Raw genomic sequence first — 20572 nt, forward strand, 5'->3', positions numbered from 1 at the left:
TCCGGCAGAAACAAACAGGGTGCAAACGCACCCAAACGGTGCGTATCGCCGGGCCGCACAAGGCGTACCCGGCGCATCTGCGGCGGATTATTTACCGCTCTTCACCTTCGTCCAGGCGCGGGTACGCACCCGGTCAATCTTCGGATCCTGAACTTTCAGGGTAAACATTTTCGCGCGCACGTCGGCTGGCGGATAAATTCCCGGATTATCACGTACCTCAGGATTCACCAGCGCCGTCGCCTCTTTGTTGGCATTCGCGTAGAAGACGTGGTCAGAGATATGCGCAATCACGTCCGGGCGCAGCAGGTAGTTGAGGAACTGATAGGCCTCTTCTTTATTTTTCGCATCTGCGGGCATTGCGAAGACATCAAAGAACGCCATCGCCCCTTCCTTCGGAATGGAGAAGGAGATATTGACGCCATTCTTCGCCTCTTTCGCACGGTTCGCCGCCTGCCAGACATCCCCCGCCCAGCCAATGGCCACACAGGTGTCACCATTCGCCAGATCGTTGATGTACTGCGAAGAGTGGAAATAGCGAATATTCGGGCGCAGTTTGAGCAGCAGATCGGTCGCCGGTCCCGTATAGTCGTCCGCTTTGGTGCTGTTCGGGTCTTTACCCAGATAGTTCAGCACGGTGGCAAACACCTCTTCCGGCGCATCAAGGAATGAAACGCCACAGCTCTTCAACTTTTCGAGATTTTCCGGTTTCAGCACTAGATCCCAACTGTTGACTGGCGCATCCGCGCCAAGCACCGCTTTCACTTTATCGACGTTATAGCCAATACCAGTGGTGGCCCACATGTAGGGCATGGCAAATTTATTGTCCGGATCGTGTTTAGCGACCAGTTTCAGCAGTTCGGGATCGAGGTTTTTCCAGCCCGGCAGTTTGCTCTTATCCAGCGGCTGGAAAACGCCCGCCGTCAGTTGCCGTTCGAGGAAACTGGCAGAAGGCACCACCAGATCAAAACCCGTGCTCCCCGCCATGAGTTTACCTTCCAGCACTTCATTGGAGTCAAAGACGTCATAGACCACTTTGATACCGGTCTCTTTTTCAAAATTCGCCACCGTGTCCGGTGCGATATAATCAGACCAGTTATAGATATGCAGAGTTTTTTGTTCCGCAGCGAGCGCGCCGGCAGAGACGGCCATCAGAGCACCCGCAACCAGACCCGATAGCCATTTTTTATTTAAGGCGGTCATAATCTCTTTCCTTATCAAAGTTCGTTAACAAACGAACCAAAAAAGTTGCACTTAATGCCATGCAAGAAACGTGCATAGTTTGTCACAAGGCAAAAACAAGGAAGAGTCGACGCTCTCCCGGCCGTTATTGCTCGCTATGTTTAAGCTTCGCAAGAATAACTTTAGCCAGAGATTCAGGCTATAGCCCAGATTAAAAAACGCCTTTTATCAATTTTTTATGCAATTTATGTCTATGTGATAAAGCGAAACGGCAGGAAAGGAGGTGAAAAATTCTTTAAAGAAAGGTTAAAAGCAGAATAATAACGCGCAAACTGCGACCGCTCTGGCAGCGACTGCGCTGTACGCGTCATACTTCTGGTGGCATGTGTGCAGGCTTCACCAGATATCAGTGAAGAAAATGGTTCTCAACGGTGCTTTTTTGCGCGTCGTCTTCAGCGGTAAACAACATCTGATGCGCGCCCGCTTCAAGAATGACCATCGAAATCTGCTCTTCACTCTGGCGTACAAACCATTCAAATTGCTCGTATGTCACCCCTTGCATAGCGGATAAAGACTGGCAAACCACCAGCTTTGGCAAATTATCATCCTGCATATCCAGAAAGGCTTTTACGGTAAGGGAACTGGCATTGATGGCCGACAGATCTGCCGCCAGTGGCAGTAATGCGGACGGTCTGACTTCCGCCATCGCGGAAAACAGTAGCGTATTATCAACGAGATCTAATTTTGCATCGTAAATGCCGTCAAAGTTTTGCATATGAGGAAGATGCAGCGCCTGACAGGTATCACATTCAAAAAAATTCATGCCAAGGTCGTCGAGCCATTGCCGCAACGTATCCAGAGTGGGAACGACCAGAACTGTCATAATAATGTGCTACCTCTTACGATTTACGATGAAAAAAATACCGGCACAGCTTACGCAAAAAGTGGTCGCCATGCCACGATCATCATCGATATTCAGCCTAGCCACCTGTTTTTAGGCAAAATTCAGCCGTCGCGTGTCGTTCGATCCACTGGATCATCCGCCCGGCGATGTCTATTCCAGTGGTTTTTTCAACGCCTTCAAGACCCGGAGAAGCATTCACTTCCATCACCAGCGGGCCACGATCGGCACGCAAAATATCGACTCCCGCGACATCAAGCCCCAACGTCTGCGCGGCTTTCACCGCAATCTTGCGTTCACGGGGGGTGATATTCGCAATGCATGCCACACCACCACGATGGAGATTGGAACGAAAATCACCGTCCTTCGCACGGCGCTCAATGGCGGCGACCACTTCGTCGCCCACCACCAGGCAGCGAATGTCCCGTCCCTTAGCTTCTTTAATATATTCCTGCACCAGAATATGGGCGTTCAGGCCCCGGAACGCATCCACGACACTCTCCGCCGCCTGACGGGTTTCCGCCAGTACGACACCAATTCCTTGCGTCCCTTCCACCAGTTTGACCACCAGCGGCGCGCCGCCCACCATGTCGATGAGATCGCTGGTATCATCCGGCGAGTGCGCAATTCCCGTAATGGGCAGATCGATCCCCTGACGCGCCAACAGTTGCAGCGAACGCAACTTATCGCGGGCACGGGTAATGGCGACAGATTCATTCAGCGGATAGCTGCCCAGCATCTCAAACTGACGTAAGGCCGCCGTGCCGTAAAAGGTGATTGCGGAACCAATGCGCGGAATAACCGCATCGAAATGCGGTAGCTTGCGCCCTTTATAGTGAATGGACGACGCCGCCGGATTGATGTTCATATAACAGGAAAGCGGATCGAGTATTTCCACCAGGTGACCACGCTTCATCGCCGCTTCACGCAGCCGTTTACACGAGTAGAGCGTTCCATCCCGGGATAATATGGCAATTTTCACCCTGCACCTCTCTGAATAACCCGATCAAAATCCTGTGTATCATACACAGCGGCAGCATTTTTAGCGCGTGGCCCATCCCTGTTTGTGCAAATATTCCAGGATAAAGGGGCGATTCTCTTTAATCAGGGTGCGACGAATATGATCGCTCCAGGTGTCACGGCGGGTATTGCTGCCACGCGTGAGATAATATTGTGCAAGCTGTTCGTCGTAATCGGCCAGCGCCTGTTTGTCGAGGGGCTGATAGTGATTTTCGTGCATCACAATCGCCGCAGGCAGGCGCGGTTTCAGATCCGGGTTATCCGCAGGCCAACCAAGACACAAGCCGAACAGGGGTAGGACGTGCTTTGGCAGTTTCAGCAGTTCAGTGACAGACTCAATATTGTTGCGCAGACCGCCAATATATACGCCGCCCAGCCCCAGCGATTCCGCTGCGGTTAGCGCATTTTGCGCCATCATGGCCGTATCCACGACGCCCAGCAACAACTGTTCAGCGAGACCCAACTGCGCTTCAGGACAGATTTGCAAATGACGATTGAAATCCGCGCAAAATACCCAAAATTCAGCGGCCTGAGCGACATGTTGTTGTCCTCCCGTTAACGGCACCAGGGCGTCGCGAAGCGTCGGATCGGTAATCCGAATAATCGATGTGCACTGTAAAAAACTGGAGCTGGAGGTCGCCTGTGCCGCCGCCAGAATCGCCTCCCGCTGCTCGCGGGAAATCGGCTGATTGGTAAAATGACGAATCGAACGGTGGCTACGTAGCAGATCAATGGTTGGAGTCATTATGTTTTTCTCTGTCTGAACGGGAAGAATCGGTCGAGGGTTTCAACAACTGTGGCGCCAGTCGTCGCGCAATTTGCCAGATGAGCGCCACCGCCGCCGGGATCATCAGCAGAACGCCCAGAAACAGCATGACAATCACCGCTAACGGCGTATTAAACGGCGCCGGAAGTGTAAGAGAGTCATTCAGCGACAGTAAAGCCAGCGCCAGCAGCACCATGCCTGCCATTTCCAGAATCAAGACACTTTTCGGTAACGCGCCAATTTTACGCACAGGAAACCCTCCTTTGCGAGACACAGTGTAAAGCGTTCGGCGTTCATGTGTTTAACAGATATAGACTAAATGTATCGAAGTAAAAGGTGCAACCTACTGTTCAAGAGCAACAATTAGCGTCATCATAACAGCCATTCGCCGTCAGGCTTTGAGTTCGAGGAGAGAAACGACAATGTTCACCGTTATTTTTGGTCGCCCGGGTTGCCCTTACTGCGTACGCGCAAAAGAACTGGCTGAGAAGCTGAGCAATGAGCGTGAAGATTTCAACTATCGCTACATCGACATTCACGCGGAAGGCATCACCAAAGCCGATCTGGAAAAAACCGTGGGTAAACCGGTTGAGACCGTGCCGCAGATTTTTGTTGATCAAAAACACATCGGCGGTTGCACCGATTTTGAAGCCTGGGCGAAAGAGAATCTGGATCTGTTCGCCTGATGGCGATGAGTCATGATAAAACGCCCTCTGACGAGGGCGTTATTGTTGTTTATCCGCTCTGGGCTTGATCAGACTACTGATGAACAAGAAGCACAAGGCCCCCAGGGAACACCAGAACACGGCGCTGAATAACCACGCCAACTCCTGCCACAGTGAACGGGTCGGTGTAAAGAAAACGCGCATGAACAGTAAACAAAAGGGGGCGGCAAGCATCGCACCGAAGAGAGGCCTGATGACCTCCCGGCGGTGAGAAAAAAAGCTGGCAACCGCACCTGGAAGCGCAAAAAACAGCAGCCCAATTTCAGGATACCCGGCAGCCCGAAATGCGCCCCTCATGTGCATTTTCAGAAAAAGACAGACGACCACAAAGAGCACAAAGCAACAGATCGCGCCTGCCCAACCATGTTTATATTTCAATCGTTTCTCCTGACACTGTCTCTATCAAACACACTTTTCGCCAGTGGCGTCCAGTCCGATAAAGCCGTTCAGCATTCCATACCAAAATACGCCAACACGATTCTTATAGCCGTTGATACGTAATGAGATTAAACTAGTCCGATATATTGTTGTGCTGCTTATATTCGGGGTGTGAATATGCCACAATCACCGTATATTTCTGGCAAAAACAGTAGCCTAAATTACCATTTCTTTCAACAGCTTACTCGTAAACAAGAAGTTAGTCTCCGTGAATATAAACGTCGCCGATTTGTTAAATGGGAATTACATCCTGTTATTATTTGTTGTACTGGCTCTCGGTCTGTGTCTCGGCAAATTACGTCTGGGATCCGTCCAACTGGGTAATTCCATTGGCGTTTTAGTGGTCTCCCTATTATTAGGCCAGCAACATTTCAGTATTAACACTGATGCACTGAATCTCGGTTTCATGCTGTTTATTTTTTGCGTCGGCGTTGAAGCAGGGCCTAACTTTTTTTCCATATTTTTTCGCGATGGGAAAAATTACCTGATGCTGGCACTGGTAATGGTCGGCAGCGCCCTGCTGATCGCCTTAGGTCTGGGTAAGCTGTTTGGCTGGGACATCGGCCTGACGGCCGGTATGCTGGCGGGCTCAATGACCTCCACCCCGGTACTGGTTGGCGCGGGCGATACGCTGCGACACTTCGGTATGGAGAGTGCACAACTTTCCCGGGCGCTGGACAACCTGAGTCTCGGTTATGCCCTGACCTACCTGATCGGTCTGGTCAGTCTGATCGTTGGCGCGCGCTACCTGCCTAAACTCCAGCACCAGGATCTGCAAACCAGCGCCCAGCAGATAGCCCGTGAGCGTGGGCTGGATACCGATACAAACCGAAAAGTTTATCTGCCGGTGATTCGCGCCTACCGCGTCGGCCCTGAACTGGTCGCCTGGACGGACGGGAAGAATCTGCGCGAACTTGGCATTTATCGCGCCACGGGCTGCTACATCGAACGCATTCGTCGTAACGGGATTCTGGCGAACCCGGATGGCGATGCCGTGTTGCAGATGGGCGATGAAATTGCCCTCGTCGGCTATCCGGATGCCCATGCGCGTCTCGACCCGAGTTTCCGTAACGGGAAAGAAGTCTTCGACCGCGATTTGCTCGACATGCGCATCGTTACGGAAGAGATCGTGGTGAAAAACCACAATGCGGTGGGACGCCGTCTCGCCCAACTAAAGCTCACCGATCATGGCTGCTTCCTGAACCGCGTGATTCGTTCGCAAATTGAAATGCCGATCGATGACAACGTGGTCCTGAATAAAGGCGACGTATTGCAGGTTAGCGGCGATGCGCGCCGCGTGAAAACTATCGCGGATCGGATCGGCTTTATTTCGATTCACAGCCAGGTCACCGATCTGCTGGCCTTCTGTGCATTCTTTATTATCGGCCTGATGATCGGCATGATCACCTTCCAGTTCAGTTCGTTTAGCTTCGGTATCGGAAACGCAGCCGGGCTGCTGTTTGCCGGGATCATGCTTGGCTTCCTGCGCGCCAACCATCCGACATTTGGCTATATCCCGCAGGGTGCGCTGAATATGGTGAAAGAGTTCGGCCTGATGGTCTTTATGGCGGGTGTGGGGTTAAGTGCCGGTAGCGGAATCGGCAATGGTCTGGGGGCGATTGGGGGCCAAATGCTGATTGCCGGACTGATTGTGAGTCTCGTCCCGGTCATTATCTGCTTCCTGTTCGGTGCCTATGTGTTGGGCATGAACCGCGCCCTGCTGTTTGGTGCCATAATGGGCGCGCGAACCTGCGCACCGGCGATGGAAATCATCAGCGATACTGCACGAAGCAACATCCCGGCGCTTGGCTATGCCGGAACCTACGCGATTGCCAACGTCCTGCTAACGCTGGCGGGGACACTCATTATCATCATCTGGCCTGGCTTAGGATAAAACTGAAGTTGCCCCTTAAGTGAAAATTTTTTGTAGATACGCAGAACTTTTCCTCAAGGTGTCAGTCATAACTATTGCCACTGCTTTTCTTTGATGTCCCCAATTTGTGGAGCCCATCAACCCCGCCGTTTTGGTTCAAGGTTGATGGGTTTTTTGTTGCCTGAAATTCCTGTCACATCCCCACAACATCGCTGTCTTTTACCCGGCGATACGTTTGACCATCAGCAGAATCTCTTCGCGCGCCATTGGCGTACGATCGGTCACATAGTGCAGCGTCATCCCTTCGATAAACGCATCCAGCGCCCGCGCTGTATCCGGCGAAAACCACTGGACGAGGGCCTGCTGGCTCCGCTGCATCCAGTTTTGCATCACTATTTTTAACGCGGGTTTACGACTGGCAAAGGCATAAAGCTGGTACATCAGCTCCATATTATCTGGCGTGGTGACCTGAGAACTGTAAATCATCTCGGTGATGGCGCGACATGCCCCTTCTTCATCCTCAACGTCATGAAAAAAAGCCTGATACTGAACAGACATCACTTGCGTAAACTGCGTGAACGCCTCCATCAACAGCTCGTCAATGCCGGAAAAGTAGTAGGTCAGCGACCCCAGCGGCACACCAGCAATAGTGGCGATTTTTCGATGCGTCACCGCATGAATGCCATGCTCTTTTACTGCTTTCAGCGTCGCCGCAACGATTTTATCTCGTCGCTGCGGATCATTAGCCCGTCGCACTTTTATTCCTCTCAACCGATTTATGTACAAATGTACACAAGCTTGTTAATGTTGTCTTCTTCTCATTTCTGTCGACGGGAACTATGACTGCCATCTCTTCACGCAAAGCCCTGCAGCGCCGGACCTGGGCGCTTTTTATGTTCTTCTTTTTGCCCGGCCTGCTTATGGCCTCCTGGGCTACGCGTACGCCAGCGATCCGCGACACGTTGTCTGTCTCGACGGCGGAGATGGGGGCAGTGCTGTTCGGGCTCTCGATTGGTTCGATGAGCGGCATCCTCTGTTCGGCCTGGCTGGTAAAACGATTTGGCACCCGCAAAGTGATCCGCACCACGATGTCCTGCGCGGTTGGAGGAATGCTGGTGCTAAGTCTGGCGCTATGGCTGACCTCACCGGTCCTGTTTGCACTGGGGTTAGGTATCTTCGGTGCCAGCTTTGGCTCTGCAGAAGTAGCAATCAATATTGAAGGCGCAACGGTAGAACGCGAGATGAATAAGACCGTGCTACCGATGATGCACGGCTTTTACAGCTTCGGCACACTGGCCGGCGCGGGCGTGGGAATGGCCCTGACCGCCTTTGGCGTTGCCGCAACCACCCACATTGTGCTGGCCAGCCTCGTTGCCATTGTCCCGATTTTTATTGCGATTAAAGCGATTCCCGACGGTACGGGAAAAAACGCCACCGACGGTTCGCACAGCGAAGAGAAAGGCGTTCCCTTCTGGCGTGATGCTCAGCTGCTGCTCATTGGCGTTGTGGTGCTGGCGATGGCGTTCGCCGAAGGATCCGCCAACGACTGGTTGCCGCTGCTGATGGTGGACGGTCATGGGTTCAGCCCGACATCCGGTTCGCTGATTTACGCAGGCTTTACGCTTGGGATGACCGTGGGACGCTTTACCGGTGGCTGGTTTATCGATCGCTACAGCCGCGTGGCGGTCGTGCGCGCCAGCGCACTGATGGGCGCGCTCGGTATCGGTCTGATCATTTTTGTCGACAGCGCCTGGATAGCCGGTGTCTCCGTCGTACTGTGGGGACTGGGCGCCTCACTCGGCTTCCCGTTAACAATTTCTGCCGCCAGCGATACCGGACCGGACGCGCCAACGCGAGTCAGCGTGGTGGCGACCACCGGCTATCTGGCCTTCCTCGTGGGCCCGCCGCTGCTGGGTTATCTTGGCGAGCATTACGGCTTACGTAGCGCCATGCTGGTGGTGCTGGCGCTGGTCCTGCTGGCCGCCGTTGTCGCCAGAGCGGTCGCTAAACCAAATTCAATGACGCAAACTGCGATGGAGAAGGGATAGATGGGGATTAAGTTAATTGCAGTCGATATGGATGGCACCTTTCTGAGCGATCAGAAGACCTATAATCGCGACCGTTTTCTGGCGCAATATCAGCAAATGAAAGCGCAGGGCATACGTTTTGCGGTTGCCAGCGGCAACCAGTATTACCAGCTCATCTCCTTCTTTCCTGAGATCGCGCATGAAATCTCCTTCGTCGCCGAAAACGGCGGCTGGGTGGTGAGCGAAGGCCAGGATATTTTCAATGGCGATTTAGCAAAATCGGATTTCACCACGATTGTCGATCACTTATTGAGTCGTACCGATGTTGAGATCGTCGTCTGCGGTAAAAACAGCGCCTATACCCTGAAAACGTATAACGACGAAATGAAAGCTATCGCGGGCATGTACTACCATCGCCTTGAATTTGTAGATGATTTCTACAATATCAATGACGTGTTTTTTAAATTTGGTCTGAATATCTCTGACGATCGGATCCCGGAAATCCAGCGCACGCTCCATGACGCCATCGGCGATATCATGGTGCCCGTACACACCGGCTACGGCAGCATTGACCTGATCATTCCGGGCGTACATAAAGCGAACGGTCTGCGTCTGCTTCAACAGCGTTGGGGCATTGATGATAGCGAAGTGGTGACGTTTGGCGATGGCGGCAATGATATTGAAATGCTGCGCCAGGCAGGTTTCAGTTTTGCCATGGAAAATGCGTCAGAGGTCGTGGCGAAAGCGGCAAAATACCGCGCGGGCTCGAATAACCAGGAAGGTGTTCTGGACGTCATTGACAGCGTGTTAAAAAACGAAGCGCCTTTTGCCTGATAGCGCTTCGCCTGTCAGGTCTGCGGATTACCGCAGACCTGATGATCAGATTACCCTTCCCGGGTGCTGCCAACCTGCTTATCTTTCAGGAAGATAACCATTAACAGCAGCCACAAAATACCGCTTGCCAGGTTAAACAGACTAAACATCCCGTTCCCGCCGTACAGATAAGCATGCTTACTTAGCTCGATTCCGACGGTAAAGATTAACATCTGTAGCATCCCCATCGCTGCCGAGACGGTGCCTTTGCTCATCTCACTGGCGAACAGGGTCAGACGCACCAGCCCGGCGTTTGCCACGCCAATACCAAAGGCGTAAACACTCAGTCCGGCCGTCATCCACAGATACGCATGAGACGAGACGACGGTAGCTGCTGCGGCGATAATCAGTCCCAGCACAATCGGCCAGCCGCCCATGATGATCAGTGAACGCACCGTGCGGCGTGATGTCAGACGCGCCAGCACCAGGTTCCCGGCAATCAGTGCGCCAAAAATCGGCACCTGTAACAGGCCGTACTCGTAGCTGCTGAGCTGCTCGCCGCTAATGATGATGATCGGTGACTGGGCAATCCAGGCCAGAAGCGGCAGGCTGACAAATCCCAGCGCCAGCGCCCCCGCCACAAAGCGTCCGTTTTGCAACACCAGTTTATAATCGCCGCCCAGCGCTTTCAGGGACAACTTTTCGCCAATACGCGTAGCGGTCTCCGGCATCGCACGTTGCAGACCAAAGAACGCGATCGCCGCCAGCGCGGCAAACAGCACAAACATGCCTTCCCACGGCAGGACATGCACCCAGGCCGCCCCTACCAGCGGACCCAGTAACGGTGCGATCAGCGCCACGTTCGCCATCAGCGCGGTAATTTTAATGCATACCGCCTCTTCAAAAGATTCCTGGATCGCCGCATAGCCGACCGCGCCAATAAAGCACAGGCTGATCCCCTGCAAAAAACGCAGCAGCGTAAATTGTTCAATGTTTTGCGCCAGCAGCGTGGCAAGGCAGGTGACAATAAACCACACCACGCCCGCTAACATCACCGGACGGCGGCCAATGCGATCCGACAACGGCCCTAACAGCCATTGTAAAAACATACCGCCAGCGAGATAGGCGGTCATTGAAGTCGGCACCCAGTCGATCCCCGCCTGATATTGCTCCACCACCGCCAGCATGCCGGGCTGGATCATATCGTTGCCAATGTAGGTGGAGAATTCGTAGAGCACCAGACAAAGAGGGAAAAGCAGCGCCTGACGTCCAAGACGGGCACCCTGTTGTAAACGGTTTTGCATGCAATCTCTTCGATAATCAAAAATCGCGCAAAGTGTAATGAAAGTGCGCCGCCTGAGATAGTGAATTATGCGTGGCGATAACAAATTACGCACATTTTTACGTCCTTACGACAACGCTTACTGTTGGTTTAAGGTTAATCTAACCTGGCAGCGTTACCATGGGCGATAAATCACGAGCGGTGTCTGAAAATGCCTCAATAAACAGGGAAATAAGATAATCCCTCTTTACCCTGTGGACGGGGGATTTTATTCTCGGCCTGCATGGTTATTCGTTAAACGCACTGAGTCTGGATGTTATGCTGGAAAATATTAACGTTTCGCTGTTCTACTTTATCAATGCCACGCCGGACTCGGCGCCGTGGATGATTTCTCTCGCCATTTTTATCGCCAAAGATCTGATCAATATCGTGCCATTGTTAGCGATTGTACTCTGGCTGTGGGGCCCCCGCGAACAGATCTGCGCCCAGCGCCAGCTGATCGTCAAAATGGCGATAGCGCTGATCGTAAGTCTGTTGGTTTCCTGGATCATGGGGCATCTGTTCCCGCACGATCGTCCGTTTGTCGATCATATCGGCTACAACTACCTCAGGCATGCGCCTGATGACTCGTATCCCAGCGACCACGGCACGGTGATTTTTACCTTTGCGCTGGCATTTTTGTTCTGGCATCGCCTCTGGTCAGGCGCGCTGCTGATGGTGATTGCGCTGACCATCGCCTGGTCCCGTGTCTATCTTGGCGTGCACTGGCCGCTGGACATGGTTGGTGGACTGCTGGCGGGGATGATCGGTTGCCTGAGCGCCCAGATTTTCTGGCAAAAATTCGGCCCGGCGCTCTATCGCAGCCTACAAAACGCTTACCGCATCTGCTTTGCCCTGCCGATTCGCAAAGGCTGGGTACGTGACTAAACAAAGGAAAAAAGAGTAATATTAAGCACTCTGTAATGGACAGAGCGCTTAATTATTCGTCCAGGGGAACTATGGAAACACGTCGCGAAGAGCGTATCGGTCAATTGCTGCAGGCCCTCAAGCGCAGCGATAAACTCCATCTTAAGGAAGCCGCGACCCTGCTGGGCGTCTCTGAAATGACCATTCGTCGCGATTTGAATAACCACAGCGCGCCCGTGGTGCTGTTAGGTGGCTATATCGTGCTGGAACCCCGCAGCGCCAGTCACTATCTGCTCAGCGATCAAAAGTCCCGTCTGGTGGACGAAAAACGACGCGCAGCGCAGCGGGCGGCCAGTCTGGTTGAGCCGCATCAGACGCTGTTTTTTGACTGTGGCACCACCACGCCGTGGATCATCGAAGCCATCGATAATGACATCCCCTTTACCGCCGTTTGCTATTCACTGAATACCTTTCTGGCATTGCAGGAAAAACCGCTGTGCCGGGCGATTCTCTCCGGTGGCGAATTCCATGCCAGCAATGCTATTTTCAAGCCCTTAGATGCCCAGGAAACCCTGAACCATATTTGCCCGGATATCGCTTTTTACTCCGCTGCGGGAGTCCATATCAGCAAGGGCGCGACGTGCTTTAATCTGGAAGAGTTGCCAGTGAAACACTGGGCGATGTCGATGGCGCAACACCATGTGCTGGTGGTGGATCACAGCAAATTTGGCAAAGTTCGCCCGGCACGAATGGGAGCGCTAACGCGCTTTGACGTCGTGGTCAGCGACAGCTGCCCAGACGATGAATTTGTCAGGTTTGCCAACGCGCAGAAAATTAAGCTGATGTACTGATCGCAGCATGCCGGATAAGCCTTCGCGTTATCCGGCACTCAACAGGCTTAAGAGAACCAACCACCGAACCACTGATGGAATTTCATCATCACAAAATCCCACATCCGCCCAAAGAACCCGGCCTCTTCGACGGCCTCCATCACAATCAACGGACGCTGTTCAATGGATTTACCGTTCAACTGGAAGTCGATGGTCCCCACCACCTGCCCTTTTTTCAGCGGCGCGGTGAGCTGCGGTTCGGTCAACGTAAAGCTGGCTTTCAGGTTTTTCAACTGACCACGCGGAATGGTCACCGAACCGGCTTCACCCGCACCGAGATTCACTTCACTCTTATCACCAAACCAGACGCGCTGAGTCACAAAAGTGGCATCGGGTTTAATCGGCGTAACGGTTTCAAAGAAGCGGAAGCCCCAGGTCAGCAGTTTTTCTGACTCGTTAAAACGGATCCGATCCGTTTTGGTGCCCAATACCACTGAAATCAGGCGCATATCGCCCTGGGTCGCGGACGCGACGAGATTGTAACCGGCGCCCGCCGTGGTGCCTGTCTTCATGCCATCCACATTAAGGCTGGAGCTCCACAGCAGACGGTTGCGGTTAGGCTGGCGAATTTTATTAAAGGTGAACTCTTTTTCTTTATGGATCGCATATTCTTCCGGCACATCGTGAATCAATGCTTTACCCAGTAGCGCCATATCACGCGCGGTGCTGAACTGGCCTGGCGCATCCAGGCCGTGTACCGTCTGGAAGGTGGTGTTTGTCAGCCCGAGCCGTTTTGCATAACCGTTCATCAGACCGATAAATGATTCCTGGCTTCCGGCGACATAGTCCGCCAGCGCGATACAGGCGTCATTACCGGACTGAATGATCACCCCTTTATTAAGATCGGAGACCGCCACCTGATCGCCCGGCTTCAGGAACATCACCGAGGAGCCGCGCAGCGCCGGGTTACCGGTCGCCCAGGCATCTTTGCCAATCGTCACCATATCAGTCAGCTTGATTTTCCCTGCCTTAAGCGCCTGTCCCACCACATAGCTGGTCATGATCTTTGTCAGACTGGCAGGGTCCAGTTTCTCATCGGCATTGCCCTCTGCCAGCACCTTGCCGCTGGCATAGTCCATTAAGATCCACGCGCGGGCATCCACGCTCGGTGCTTCAATGGTTTGTTCCGCCGCCATGACCGTTGGGGCGAAGAGGAATAAAAGTGCTGAACCCGCTGCGAAATTACGAAGGGAAGAAACGTATTGCGTCATAAATGCCACCCGAGTATCCATTCAAAAAATATACGTTATACCACCGTATAATAAGTGCGGTGAGTAATAACGCACTCAGAAGCGTAAGGGAACCGTAAGTTGGTAAAGTTTTTAAAGTTTATGCAATAACGCCTCGCTATGCTGCCGCTGAGTTCTTTTTTTTGTTCGCTGTTGCGTAAATGTTGTGTTTATCTCACCATGGAGAGTGAACGCAGCCTGAGGCTGTCCATTTTTGAGGGGTAACTATGATTACGCTGTGGGGTCGGAATAACTCAACCAACGTCAAGAAAGTGTTGTGGACGCTCGAAGAACTGGAGTTACCGTTTAACCATATCCTGGCGGGAGGACAGTTTGGTCTGAATCACGATGCAGACTATCTGGCCATGAACCCGAACGGTCTGGTGCCTTTATTGCAAGACGATGAAACCGACCTTTTGCTGTGGGAATCCAATACGATTGTGCGCTATCTGGCTGCGCAATATGGACAGAACCGACTGTGGGTAGATGTCCCGGCACGCCGTGCAGAAGGCGAGAAATGGATGGACTGGGCAAATCAGACATTAAGCCCGGCGCACCGTGTCGTGCTTTTTGGTCTGGTTCGAACCCCGCCGGAGCAGCGTGACCAGGCGGCTATCGACGCGGGTGCGAAAAAATGCGATGAACTGTTTGCTATTCTCGATTCGGCGCTGGCCAGTCAGCCCTGGTTCTCAGGAAACGCGTTTGGCACCGGTGATATCGCTATCGCGCCGTTCGTCTATAACCTGTTCAACGTTGGCCTGACGTGGACGCCGCGTCCGCATCTGGAGCGCTGGTATCAACAGCTTACCGCACGCCCGGCGTTTCGTAAGACGGTCATGATCCCCGTCAGTTAACCCGATCAGTTGAAGGGGGAGTCACCTCCCCCTGAATGTCAGGCGCTTTCCAGCGTGGAATGCGTCTGGAGGAGCTGAATGCTCAGGGTTAAGATCGCCAGGCAGGTCTCAAGTTTCTCTGCATTGACCGCAATGAAGGTCGGACAGTCGTGGTGTCCACTCATCAGGCACACCGCCGCAGCGGCCAGTGCCCCTTCAGCATGGTGCAGTGCATCCCACTCTTCCTGATCGAGATGCAGATTCAAGCGCAACGATTTATCGTGCAGCTCGCGGTTCAGTTCGAAAAAGTTATCACGCAGATGATCATTCTCGCTGACTGACATGTATCCCTTCGCTTTCCTTAGCTGCAGATACGCCGCGAGGTCTATCCTGGCGTTAATGAGCTTATTCAGCAGGTCGGTTCTCAGTCTGTCAACGAACATACTTCGTTCCTCCTCTTCCAGCCATAGTGCAACTTAATAGTATGGTTGTTTTTTGTACAACATGATGCCTGAGATCAATAATTCACGCGGAATTAACATTATTTACAATTTGGCTATAAGCAAATGATCGCATCGCCCCCTTCTCGGGTGAGATAGCAATACAATTTTTGTGCGGAACTCTGTAGAATCCCTGCCCTGAACATTCCAATAACTGAACAATTTTTAAGCTATGAGCAAAGTAACCCACCAGCCAAAAATCGGCTTCGTTTCCCTCGGTTGCCCGAAGAACCTCGTCGATTCGGAACGCATCCTCACTGAACTGCGTACCGAAGGCTACGATGTCGTCCCGAGCTATGACGACGCCGACATGGTCATCGTCAATACCTGCGGTTTTATCGACAGTGCCGTACAGGAGTCACTGGAAGCGATTGGCGAAGCGCTGAACGAAAACGGCAAAGTGATCGTGACCGGCTGTCTGGGCGCGAAAGAAGACCAGATCCGCGAAGTGCATCCAAAAGTGCTGGAAATCACCGGACCGCATAGCTACGAACAGGTTCTGGAACATGTTCACCATTATGTGCCAAAGCCGAAGCACAACCCGTTCCTGAGCCTAGTGCCGGAACAGGGCGTGAAACTAACGCCGCGTCATTACGCCTATTTGAAAATTTCTGAAGGCTGCAATCATCGCTGCACCTTCTGTATCATTCCGTCCATGCGCGGCGATCTGGTGAGCCGTCCGATCGGCGATGTGCTGAGCGAAGCCAAACGTCTGGTGGATGCGGGCGTCAAAGAGATCCTCGTCATTTCCCAGGATACCTCCGCCTATGGCGTGGACGTGAAGCACCGCACCGGTTTCTATAACGGCGAACCGGTGAAAACCAGCATGGCCAGCCTGTGCGAACAGTTGTCTAAACTGGGCGTCTGGACGCGCCTGCACTATGTTTATCCGTACCCGCATGTAGACGACGTCATCCCACTGATGGCGCAAGGCAAGATCTTGCCCTATCTGGATATCCCGCTGCAACACGCCAGCCCGCGCATTCTTAAGCTGATGAAGCGTCCAGGCTCTGTTGACCGTCAACTGGCGCGCATCAAACAGTGGCGCGAAATCTGTCCGGAACTGACCCTGCGTTCCACGTTTATCGTCGGTTTTCCGGGCGAAACGGAAGAAGATTTCCAGATGCTTCTCGACTTCCTGAAAGAAGCGCGACTCGACCGTGTGGGCTGCTTTAAATACAGCCCGGTAGAAGGCGCAACCGCCAACGAACTGGCGGATCAGGTGCCGGAAGAGGTAAAAGAAGAGCGCTGGAACCGCTTCATGCAACTGCAACAGCAGATCTCCGCTGAACGCCTGCAGGAAAAAGTGGGACGCGAAATTCTGGTTATTATCGATGAAGTTGATGAAGAAGGCGCCATCGGTCGCAGTATGGCAGACGCACCGGAAATCGACGGCGCGGTCTATCTGAACGGTGAAACTCACGTGAAGCCCGGCGACGTTGTCCGTGTAAAAGTGGAAAACGCCGACGAGTATGACCTTTGGGGCACCCGCGTTTAACCCTGCCCACAAGCCGGATAAGGCATATATGCCGCCATCCGACAATGCCTGATGACGACGCTGACGCGTCTTATCAGGCCTACAAATCTGAAACTGTATCGCCATCCGGCATTGCCTGATGACGACGCTGACGCGTCTTATCAGGCCTACAAATCTGAAACTGTATCGCCATCCGACAATGCCTGATGACGACGCTGATGCGTCTTATCAGGCCTACAAATCGAAACTGTATCGCCAACCGGCATTGCCTGACGACGACACTGACGCGTCTTATCAGACCTACACGTCACCAGGTTCACCCTTTTATTTTCGGATCCAGCGCGTCACGCAGACCATCGCCTAACAGGTTAAACGCCAGAACCGTCAGGAAAATCGCCACCGCAGGGAACAGCGCCACATGCGGGGCAATCACCATATCCGCCCGCGCTTCATTCAGCATCGCCCCCCACTCTGGCGTCGGCGGCTGCGCCCCCAGTCCGAGGAACGACAGACTTGCCGCTGAGATGATCGACGTCCCGATACGCATGGTAAAAAAGACCACGATCGATGACACTGTTCCAGGCAGGATATGGCTGAAAATAATGGTCGCATCGCTGGCACCAATACTGCGCGCCGACTCAATAAACGTCTGCTGTTTCAGTACCAGCGTATTGCCGCGCACCAGACGCGCAAACGCCGGTATCGAGAAAATCGCCACCGCGATAATCACATTGGCAATGCCGCTGCCCAGCACCGCCACCACCGCAATCGCCAGCAGGATCCCCGGAAAGGCAAACAACACATCGCAGATGCGCATAATGAGTCGATCCCACCAGCCCTCATAATAGCCTGCCAGTAATCCGAGGACAGTGCCAATCACCGCGCCAATCAACACCGCAAACACCCCTGCCGCCAGCGAGATTTGCGCCCCAACCAGCACCCGGCTAAAGATATCCCTGCCCAGCGAGTCCACGCCGAACCAGTGCATCATCGACGGCCCGTCATTTAACCGGTCGTAATCGAAATAGTTTTCGGCGTCGAAAGGCGTCAACATGCGAGCGAAGATAGCCACCAGAATCAGTAGCAGCACAAACAGACCGGCAATCAGCGCCATATGCTGACGACGAAAACGCCGCCAGAATTCAAGCCAGGGCGTGCGTACCCGATCGGGTTTCACCATCGGCATGGCATCTAAAATCGCCTGACGGCGCCAGTTGAACAATCGCATCCTTACTTGTACCTGATAGCCGGGTTAATGGCGGCATACAATACATCCACCACTAAGTTGATAAGTATAAATTCCAGCGAGAACAGCAGGACTTCTGCCTGAATCACCGGATAGTCACGCATCTCGACGGAGTCCACCAGCAGACGCCCCAATCCGGGCCAGTTAAACACCTTCTCCACGACGATAGAACCGCCGAGCAAAAAGCCGAACTGTAATCCCATCATGGTGACAACCGGGATCATCGCGTTGCGCAGGCCGTGCTTGAGCACCACCCACGTTTCACTGACCCCTTTCGCCCGGGCGGTGCGCATGTAATCTTCGCTCAGGACATCAACGAAAGAAGCGCGCGTGAAGCGCGCCATTACCGAGGCCACCGCCGCCCCCAGGGTAACAGATGGCAAAATGTAGTGCTGCCAGCTATCCGCTCCGACGGTGGGCAACCAACCTAATTCCACGGAGAAGATCTGCATTAACAGCATGCCCAGGGCGAACGCCGGAAAAGAGATCCCGGTGACCGCAAGCGTCATGCAGAGACGGTCCGGCCAGCGGTTTCGCCATACCGCCGCCACAATCCCCGCCGCCATCCCGAACAGAACGGCCCAGACCATGCTGGTCAGGGTCAGCCATAGCGTGGGCATAAACCGGCTGGCGATCTCCTCTGAGACCGGTCGCCGGGAAACCATCGACAGGCCAAAATCCCCCTGCAATACGTTGGTCATGTAATGCCAGAACTGGACGTGCAGCGGCCGATCAAGACCGAGGTGCTGGCGAACCAGTTCAATCACCTGCGCGTCGGCTTCCGGCCCGGCAATCAGTCGCGCCGGATCGCCTGGCAACAGGTGAACAAATAGAAATACCAGCACGGCCACAATAAACAGGGTGGGAATCAACCCCAGCAGGCGCTTAAGGACATAGTTAAGCATCAGGTTCCTTTGCTTACTTCAAGTCGGCATCGTCGAAGCTGAATCCGGTGTCTGGCATAATCCAAAATCCGGTCAGCTTATTACTGTGCGCCGAGACCAGTTTCTCTACCACCAGCGGGATCCACGGCGACTCTTTCCAAAGGGTATCCTGCACCTCTTTGTATAACCGCGCTTTTTCCTTCGGATCGGTGGTTTTCAGGGCAGCAGAGAGATCGGCATCAACCTGTTTGTTGCTGTAAAACGCCGTATTAAACAGCGTCGGCGGCCAGTTCTGTGAGGCAAACAGCGGCGACAGCGCCCAGTCCGCTTCGCCCGTCGAGGCCGACCAGCCGGTGTAGAACATTCTCACACCGCTCTCTTTCTGCCCTTTCCCCTCAACTTCTGAGGCGCGTTGCCCGGCGTCCATCGCCGTCACCTGAACTTTAACACCCACCTGCGCCAGTTGCTGTTGGGTAAACTGCAATACTTTCTGGGCGGTGCTGTGATTGTGCGATGACCACAGCGTGGTATTAAAACCGTTCGGGTAGCCAGCTTCTTTCAGCAGTTCGCGGGCTTTCGCCGGATTGTAAGGCCAGGGCGTGTAGCTTTGCGCGTAAGCAATGGCTGGAGGAACCACGCCGGTTGCGGGCGTTGCGTAGCCGGCAAATGCCACTTTCACCAGCGCCTGGCGGTTGATCGCGTAGTTGAGCGCCTCACGGACCTTCGGATTGTCGAACGGTTTTTGCGTCACATTCATACTGATATAGCGCTGCATGATTGACGGGCTGGCGACCAGCTGCAGATTTTTGTTTTTCTCCAGCAGCGCCGCCTGTTCGTAAGGAATGGGGAAAGCAAACTGCGCTTCACCGGTTTGCAGCATCGCCGCACGGGTGTTGTTATCGGTGACCGGACGCCAGGTGATGGAGTCCAGCTTCGGTAATCCCGGCTGCCAGTAGCCGGCAAATTTCTTCACCTTCACAAAATCCGTTTGATTCCAGGTATCCAGCGTGTATGGGCCAGTACCAACCGGGTGAAAGCCGATTTCTTTGCCATATTTCGCCAGCGCCGCCGGTGAGATCATCGCCGTCGCCGGGTGCGCCAGAATATTGATAAACGCCGAGAACGGCTGTTTCAGGGTGATTTTTACCGTTGCCGGATCCACCGCTTCCGTTTTGGCGATGTTTTTATACAGGTTATAGCGTTTAAGGCTGTTGTCCGGATTGCTGGCCCGATCGAGGTTGATTTTCACCGCGTCCGCGTTGAAGTCAGTCCCATCCTGAAACTTCACCCCCTGACGCAGTTTGAGGGTATACACCAGCCCATCATCCGAGACGGTGTAGCTTTCCGCCAGCACGTTTTGCAGCTTCATCTCTTTATCAAGACCGAAAAGTCCCTGATAAAACGACTTCGCCACCTGCTGTGACAGGGTGTCATTCGCATCGTAAGGATCGAGCGTGGTGAAATTGGATCCGACGGCCACCACCAGATCTTTTGCTGCAAACGCCGGTGACGCGGCCAGTATGGTCGTCGCGCCTACTGCCAACAGCCAATGTCGGGCTTCTGTTCTTGTCATCATTTTTCTC

The 20572-nt window shown here is 53.5% G+C and carries 22 protein-coding genes; 9 read left to right on the forward strand and 13 right to left on the reverse strand.

From position 1 onward, the window contains the following. Positions 1 to 87: 87 nt before the first annotated feature. The 5 genes from potF to WB371_RS03720 form a co-directional block, all read right to left on the reverse strand. Positions 88 to 1200, reverse strand: a complete 1113-nt coding sequence (gene potF, locus WB371_RS03700) for a spermidine/putrescine ABC transporter substrate-binding protein PotF (protein WP_336218771.1) — start codon at positions 1198 to 1200, stop codon at positions 88 to 90. A 385-nt stretch (positions 1201 to 1585) separates the two neighbouring features. Further along, positions 1586 to 2062, reverse strand: coding sequence for a YbjN domain-containing protein (locus WB371_RS03705; protein ID WP_336218772.1), 477 nt, complete (start codon positions 2060 to 2062; stop codon positions 1586 to 1588). 97 nt (positions 2063 to 2159) lie between these two features. Further along, the gene (rimK, locus tag WB371_RS03710) at positions 2160 to 3062 is read right to left on the reverse strand and encodes a 30S ribosomal protein S6--L-glutamate ligase (RefSeq protein ID WP_336218773.1); all 903 of its coding nucleotides are present in this window, start codon (positions 3060 to 3062) and stop codon (positions 2160 to 2162) included. Positions 3063 to 3122: 60 nt separating this feature from the next. Further along, positions 3123 to 3845: a nitroreductase NfsA gene (gene nfsA, locus WB371_RS03715; protein ID WP_336218774.1), complete on the reverse strand. Its 723-nt coding sequence runs from the start codon at positions 3843 to 3845 to the stop codon at positions 3123 to 3125. After that, the gene (locus tag WB371_RS03720; protein WP_336218775.1) at positions 3829 to 4116 is read right to left on the reverse strand and encodes a DUF1418 family protein; all 288 of its coding nucleotides are present in this window, start codon (positions 4114 to 4116) and stop codon (positions 3829 to 3831) included. The genes nfsA and WB371_RS03720 overlap by 17 nt, the downstream gene beginning before the upstream one ends. A 172-nt stretch (positions 4117 to 4288) precedes the next feature. Here WB371_RS03720 and WB371_RS03725 point away from each other — a divergent pair, with 172 nt between their 5' ends. Next, on the forward strand, positions 4289 to 4552 hold the full coding sequence (locus tag WB371_RS03725) for a GrxA family glutaredoxin (RefSeq protein WP_336218776.1): 264 nt from the start codon (positions 4289 to 4291) through the stop codon (positions 4550 to 4552). Positions 4553 to 4591: 39 nt separating this feature from the next. Here the strand turns inward: WB371_RS03725 and WB371_RS03730 are convergent, their stop codons facing one another. After that, positions 4592 to 4969, reverse strand: a complete 378-nt coding sequence (locus WB371_RS03730; RefSeq protein ID WP_336218777.1) for an inner membrane protein YbjM — start codon at positions 4967 to 4969, stop codon at positions 4592 to 4594. Between the two features lie 268 nt (positions 4970 to 5237). Between WB371_RS03730 and WB371_RS03735 the strand changes: the two genes are divergently transcribed. After that, positions 5238 to 6923 carry an aspartate:alanine antiporter gene (locus WB371_RS03735; protein ID WP_336218778.1) on the forward strand — a complete coding sequence of 562 codons (1686 nt, stop codon included), beginning with the start codon at positions 5238 to 5240 and terminating at the stop codon, positions 6921 to 6923. 198 nt (positions 6924 to 7121) lie between these two features. Here the strand turns inward: WB371_RS03735 and WB371_RS03740 are convergent, their stop codons facing one another. Further along, positions 7122 to 7658, reverse strand: a complete 537-nt coding sequence (locus WB371_RS03740) for a TetR/AcrR family transcriptional regulator (RefSeq protein ID WP_336218779.1) — start codon at positions 7656 to 7658, stop codon at positions 7122 to 7124. 83 nt (positions 7659 to 7741) lie between these two features. Between WB371_RS03740 and WB371_RS03745 the strand changes: the two genes are divergently transcribed. Together WB371_RS03745 and WB371_RS03750 are read left to right on the forward strand one after the other, a co-directional pair. Continuing rightward, positions 7742 to 8950: an MFS transporter gene (locus WB371_RS03745; RefSeq protein WP_336218780.1), complete on the forward strand. Its 1209-nt coding sequence runs from the start codon at positions 7742 to 7744 to the stop codon at positions 8948 to 8950. After that, a complete protein-coding gene (locus tag WB371_RS03750; RefSeq protein ID WP_336218781.1) occupies positions 8951 to 9763 on the forward strand; it encodes a Cof-type HAD-IIB family hydrolase in 813 nt (270 codons plus the stop codon). 50 nt (positions 9764 to 9813) lie between these two features. On the opposite strand, the gene WB371_RS03755 is transcribed toward WB371_RS03750, so the two are convergent. Further along, entirely contained in the window at positions 9814 to 11046 is a 1233-nt protein-coding gene (locus WB371_RS03755) for an MFS transporter (RefSeq protein WP_336218782.1), read from the reverse strand. Between the two features lie 296 nt (positions 11047 to 11342). On the opposite strand from WB371_RS03755, the gene ybjG reads away from it, so the two are divergent. After that, the gene (ybjG, locus tag WB371_RS03760; RefSeq protein WP_336218783.1) at positions 11343 to 11951 is read left to right on the forward strand and encodes an undecaprenyl-diphosphate phosphatase; all 609 of its coding nucleotides are present in this window, start codon (positions 11343 to 11345) and stop codon (positions 11949 to 11951) included. Between the two features lie 71 nt (positions 11952 to 12022). Next, entirely contained in the window at positions 12023 to 12781 is a 759-nt protein-coding gene (gene deoR / locus WB371_RS03765) for a DNA-binding transcriptional repressor DeoR (protein WP_336218784.1), read from the forward strand. 47 nt (positions 12782 to 12828) lie between these two features. Here deoR and dacC read toward each other — a convergent pair whose 3' ends face one another. Further along, positions 12829 to 14031: a serine-type D-Ala-D-Ala carboxypeptidase gene (dacC, locus tag WB371_RS03770; protein ID WP_336218785.1), complete on the reverse strand. Its 1203-nt coding sequence runs from the start codon at positions 14029 to 14031 to the stop codon at positions 12829 to 12831. Between the two features lie 245 nt (positions 14032 to 14276). Here dacC and WB371_RS03775 point away from each other — a divergent pair, with 245 nt between their 5' ends. After that, complete coding sequence (locus tag WB371_RS03775) at positions 14277 to 14903, forward strand: glutathione S-transferase family protein (RefSeq protein ID WP_336218786.1); 627 nt, start codon at positions 14277 to 14279, stop codon at positions 14901 to 14903. Positions 14904 to 14941: 38 nt separating this feature from the next. Here WB371_RS03775 and bssR read toward each other — a convergent pair whose 3' ends face one another. Next, positions 14942 to 15325: a biofilm formation regulator BssR gene (bssR, locus tag WB371_RS03780; protein WP_336218787.1), complete on the reverse strand. Its 384-nt coding sequence runs from the start codon at positions 15323 to 15325 to the stop codon at positions 14942 to 14944. Positions 15326 to 15554: 229 nt separating this feature from the next. Between bssR and rimO the strand changes: the two genes are divergently transcribed. Together rimO and WB371_RS03790 are read left to right on the forward strand one after the other, a co-directional pair. Next, positions 15555 to 16880, forward strand: coding sequence for a 30S ribosomal protein S12 methylthiotransferase RimO (gene rimO / locus WB371_RS03785; protein WP_336218788.1), 1326 nt, complete (start codon positions 15555 to 15557; stop codon positions 16878 to 16880). A 118-nt stretch (positions 16881 to 16998) separates the two neighbouring features. Further along, the gene (locus WB371_RS03790) at positions 16999 to 17223 is read left to right on the forward strand and encodes a hypothetical protein (RefSeq protein WP_336218789.1); all 225 of its coding nucleotides are present in this window, start codon (positions 16999 to 17001) and stop codon (positions 17221 to 17223) included. Here WB371_RS03790 and gsiD read toward each other — a convergent pair. The 3 genes from gsiD to gsiB are packed head-to-tail and all read right to left on the reverse strand — an operon-like array spanning position 17176 to position 20562. Next, entirely contained in the window at positions 17176 to 18087 is a 912-nt protein-coding gene (gsiD, locus tag WB371_RS03795) for a glutathione ABC transporter permease GsiD (RefSeq protein ID WP_336218790.1), read from the reverse strand. The genes WB371_RS03790 and gsiD overlap by 48 nt on opposite strands. Before the next feature lie 2 nt (positions 18088 to 18089). Continuing rightward, positions 18090 to 19010 carry a glutathione ABC transporter permease GsiC gene (gsiC, locus tag WB371_RS03800; protein WP_336218791.1) on the reverse strand — a complete coding sequence of 307 codons (921 nt, stop codon included), beginning with the start codon at positions 19008 to 19010 and terminating at the stop codon, positions 18090 to 18092. A gap of 13 nt (positions 19011 to 19023) precedes the next feature. Next, complete coding sequence (gsiB, locus tag WB371_RS03805; protein ID WP_336219091.1) at positions 19024 to 20562, reverse strand: glutathione ABC transporter substrate-binding protein GsiB; 1539 nt, start codon at positions 20560 to 20562, stop codon at positions 19024 to 19026. Positions 20563 to 20572: the final 10 nt, after the last annotated feature.

Origin of the sequence: Citrobacter amalonaticus (assembly GCF_037053465.1) — a bacterium.
In the GTDB taxonomy this organism is placed as follows: Bacteria; Pseudomonadota; Gammaproteobacteria; order Enterobacterales; family Enterobacteriaceae; genus Citrobacter_A; species Citrobacter_A amalonaticus_H.